This is a genomic window from Spirillospora sp. NPDC046719, from assembly GCF_040645715.1.
GTDB lineage: Bacteria > Actinomycetota > Actinomycetes > Streptosporangiales > Streptosporangiaceae > Spirillospora.
Genome location: NZ_JBEYYT010000309.1, coordinates 7,908 through 11,557, shown reverse-complemented (window position 1 = coordinate 11,557; position 3,650 = coordinate 7,908). Strand labels below are relative to the sequence as shown.

4 protein-coding genes are annotated in these 3,650 nt (G+C 76.4%); all 4 read left to right on the top strand.

Annotated features, from left to right (window positions below; genetic code table 11):
- Window positions 1–931 (top strand): LuxR C-terminal-related transcriptional regulator (locus ABZ914_RS36235; RefSeq protein WP_500198823.1); only part of this gene is annotated, 931 nt, incomplete at its 5' end.
- A gap of 91 nt (window positions 932–1,022) precedes the next feature.
- The gene (locus ABZ914_RS36230) at window positions 1,023–1,970 is read left to right on the top strand and encodes an ABC transporter ATP-binding protein (RefSeq protein WP_500198821.1); all 948 of its coding nucleotides are present in this window, start codon (window positions 1,023–1,025) and stop codon (window positions 1,968–1,970) included.
- Window positions 1,967–2,770 (top strand): ABC transporter permease, encoded by an 804-nt coding sequence (locus ABZ914_RS36225; protein WP_500198820.1) that lies wholly within the window; start codon window positions 1,967–1,969, stop codon window positions 2,768–2,770. Before ABZ914_RS36230 ends, ABZ914_RS36225 begins: the two co-directional genes overlap by 4 nt.
- Before the next feature lie 5 nt (window positions 2,771–2,775).
- The gene (locus tag ABZ914_RS36220) at window positions 2,776–3,561 is read left to right on the top strand and encodes a hypothetical protein (RefSeq protein WP_500198818.1); all 786 of its coding nucleotides are present in this window, start codon (window positions 2,776–2,778) and stop codon (window positions 3,559–3,561) included.
- Window positions 3,562–3,650 lie beyond the last annotated feature (89 nt).

Genomic DNA, 3,650 nt, shown 5'->3' with positions numbered 1-3,650 from the left:
GGTGGCCGGGGGGCGCGCGCCCCGCGGGGGGCTCGCGCCGGCCGTCAACCAGGTGGAGGCGCTGTACCGGCTCGGCCGCTGGGACGACGCCGCCGAACTCCTCGCGCGGCGGCTGGACCGCCACCACGGCCCGGCCGTCCGCCTCCAGATGATGATCTGGCGGATCGCGCTGCTGGCCGCGCGGGGCACCGGGCCGGAACCCGATCCCGAGGCGCTCGCCGTCCCGCTCGGCGCCGGGCCCCCGCAGACCGTGCTGCCCCTCGCCCAGATGATCATCGAGTGGCGGCTGGCGGAGGAGGACCGGCCCGCCGCCCGCGCCACGGCGGAGGCCGTCCTGCGCCATCCGCGCCTCGCCGTGCAGCCCTGCTACCTCTGGCCGCTGCTGGAGGCGATCGCGCGCGCCGGCGGCACGGATCCGTCCGCGATCGCCGCCCTGGCCGCGCGCACCCCCGCCGCGACGCCCGTGGCGGCAGCGCACAAGGCCGCCGTGACCGCACTGACCGGCGGCCCCGCCGGCTGGGACGCGGTGATCCGCACCTGGGAACGGCTGGACCTGCCGTATCCGCTCGCACAAGCCCTGTTCGACGCGGCCTGCGCCGACCTGGCGCGCGGCGACCGGGCGTCCGCCGCCGAGCGGCTCGACCGCGCCGCCGGGATCGCCGCGCGGCTCGGCGCCGCGCCGCTGGCCCGGCGGATCTCCGAACGCGCCCGCCGCGCCGGGCTGTCCGGCCCGGCGGGCGGGCCGCTCACCGCCCGCGAGTCGGAGGTGGTGCGGCTGCTGGCGCGCGGACGCTCCAACCGGGAGATCGCCGAGGAACTCGTCATCTCGCCCAAGACCGCCAGCGTGCACGTGTCGAACATCCTCGCCAAGCTCGGCGTCGCGTCCCGGGGCGAGGCCGCGGCCGCCGCCCGCGACCGCGGCCTGGCCTAAGCCCGGGACGCGGCGCGCTTAGGGCGGCACCGGCCGGATCTGAGCCGCGGCCTTATGGCCCGGGGCCGTCCCTTACGGCGACGGTCGGAGCATGGAACCCGCCGTGCACACCAGCGGGCTGCGCCGCACCTACACGCGCAGACGCCGCACCACCGTGGTCGCCTTGGACGACCTCACCCTCACCGTCGCGCAGAACGAGATCCACGGGCTGCTCGGGCCGAACGGCGCCGGCAAGACCACCCTCGTCAAGATCCTCTCCACCGTGCTGCTGCCGTCCGCCGGGACGGCCCGCGTCCTCGGCCGCGACGTCGTCGCCGACGCCGGGGCCGTCCGGTCGCTCGTCGGGCTCGTCCTCGGCGGCGACCGCGGCCTGTACGACCGGCTGACCGCCCGCCGGAACCTGCTGTTCTGGGGCGCGCTGTACCGGCTCGACGGCCGGACGGCCCGCGCCCGCGCGGACGCGCTGCTGGAACGCGTCGGGCTCGGCGACCGGGCCGGCGACCCCGTCGAGGGCTTCTCGCGCGGCATGCGGCAGCGGCTGCACCTCGCCCGCGGGCTGCTGCACGAGCCGCGCCTGCTGTTCCTGGACGAGCCGACCTCCGGCCTCGACCCCGCCGCGGCCGCCGCGTTCCGCGGGCTCGTCCTCGACCTGCGCGCGGAGGGCCGCACGTTCCTGCTGGCCACCCACGACATGGACGAGGCGGCGGCGCTCTGCGACCGGGTGACGCTCATCGACCGCGGCCGGATGCTGCTGACCGGCGACCCGGCCCGCGCCGGGCGGTTCCTCGGCGACGGCGAGTGCGTCGACTTCGACGACCCCGACCCCGCCCTCACCGGGCCGCTGGAGCTGCTGCCCGGGGTGACCGGGGTCGAGCGGCGGGACGGCGGGGCGCGGCGCGTCCACACCGCCGACCGGGACGCCACCCGCCGTGTCCTCGCCTGGCTCCTCGACCGCGACGTCCTCACCGCGCGGCGTGGCCGGCCGACCCTTGAAGAGGTGTACCTGCGGGCGGTCGGCGACCGGGGGATGCGGGTATGAGCGCGGTCCGTGCCATGTGGCCCGCGGTGCGGCTGGTCTGGCACGCGGTGCGGCTGCAGGCCGCGCTGTCGCGGCGCAGCCCGGAGCACGCGCTCGTGCTGCTCATCGCCCCGATGCAGACGACGACGATGCTCGCGCTGACGCTGACCGCGCACCGCGCGGACGTCGTCGCGAACGCCGTCCTGGCGCCCGGGCTCATCGGGCTGTGGGTCGCCTCCCTCGACTACGCCGGCCGCATCGTCACCGAGGACCGCTGGGCCGGCCGGTTCCCCGCGCTGGTCGCGGCGCCGGTCCCGTTCGGCCTGGTGGTCGCCGGGCGGGTCGCGACGGTGGTGCTGGTGGGCAGCGCCGCGTTCGCCGAGTCCTGGCTGGTCGCCGCCCTCGGGTTCGGCCGCCGGCTGACGGTCGCCGAGCCCGGGACGTTCGCGGTCGCGATCGCGGTCACCTGCCTCGCGACGATCGGGACGGCGACGCTGCTGTCCGCCGTGTTCGTCGTGTCGCGCGCACGGGACGTCCTGCAGAACTCCCTGGGCTACCCCTTCTACATCCTCGGCGGGATCCTCGTGCCGGTCGCGGCGCTGCCGGGCTGGCTGCACCCGTTCAGCCGAATCGTGTTCCTGTCGTGGAGCGCTGACCTGCTGCGCGGCGCGGTCCACGGCGACACCCGCGGCCGGCCCTGGGTGGTCCTGGCGGTCCTGGCGGTCCTCGGCCTGAGCGCGGCGTCGATGGCCGCCGGCCTGTGGCTGACGCGGCGGTACGTCGACCGCATGCGGCGCGAGGGGACGGTGGATTTCTCGTGAGGGCCATGCTCCGCATCGTGCGCGAATCGCTGATCCTCGGATTCGCCGAGATGAGGGCCGTCTACACATGGCGGACGTGGACGTTCGGCTGGCTCGTCCGGCTGCTGTGCCAGGCCGCCTTCTACGCCCTGCTCGGCCGCTACGTCGGCGACGACGCCACCATGCGGTACGTGCTCGTCGGCAACATCGTGGTGCTGGCCTGCATGGAGGCCACCATCGTCGTGATCTCGCTGGCGGGCGAGCGCCGGATCGGGACGCTGCCGCTGCTGGCCATCACGCCGTCCGGGCACCTGCCGGTGTACCTGGGACGCGGCCTGCAGTGGACGGCCACCGGCCTGACCAGCTCGCTCGTCGCCTGGTGCGCGCTGCCGCCGCTGCTGGGCGCGCCGCTGCCGTGGCCGCGCGCCGCGTACGCGGCGCCGGTCATCGTGCTCATCCTCGCCAGCAGCTACGGCTACGGGTGCGCGCTGGCGGGCGTCGCGCTGCGGACGCGCGGCGTCGAGTGGCTCGTGCTGAACCTCGCCTACGGGATCGTCATGACGTTCGGCGGCGTGAACGTCCCCGTCACCGTCTGGCCCGCGCCGCTGCGGATCGCGGTGAACGTGCTGCCGGTCGTGCACGGGCTCCAGGCGGTGCGCGGAATCCTGGACGGCGCGCCGCCCGGGCACGTCCTGCGGCTGCTCGGCGCCGAAGCGCTCGTCGGGGCCGGCTGGTACGCGGTGGCGGCGCTGTCGATGGAGCGGCTCGTCTCCGCGGGCCGCCGCGACGGAAGCCTCGGCCACGCCGGCTGAACACAGGCGTGGGCCCGGCCGGGCGGCGGGCCCGGGGGCCTCCACCCCAACAACGACGCCCACGACCACACGCAACACGACACCAAAGA

What these genes read in the sequence shown, in the direction of transcription:
- ABZ914_RS36230 (WP_500198821.1), top strand. Translation starts at nt 1,023, where the DNA reads ATGGAACCCGCCGTGCACACCAGCGGGCTGCGCCGCACCTACACGCGC.
- ABZ914_RS36225 (WP_500198820.1), top strand. Translation starts at nt 1,967, where the DNA reads ATGAGCGCGGTCCGTGCCATGTGGCCCGCGGTGCGGCTGGTCTGGCAC.
- ABZ914_RS36220 (WP_500198818.1), top strand. Translation starts at nt 2,776, where the DNA reads ATGCTCCGCATCGTGCGCGAATCGCTGATCCTCGGATTCGCCGAGATG.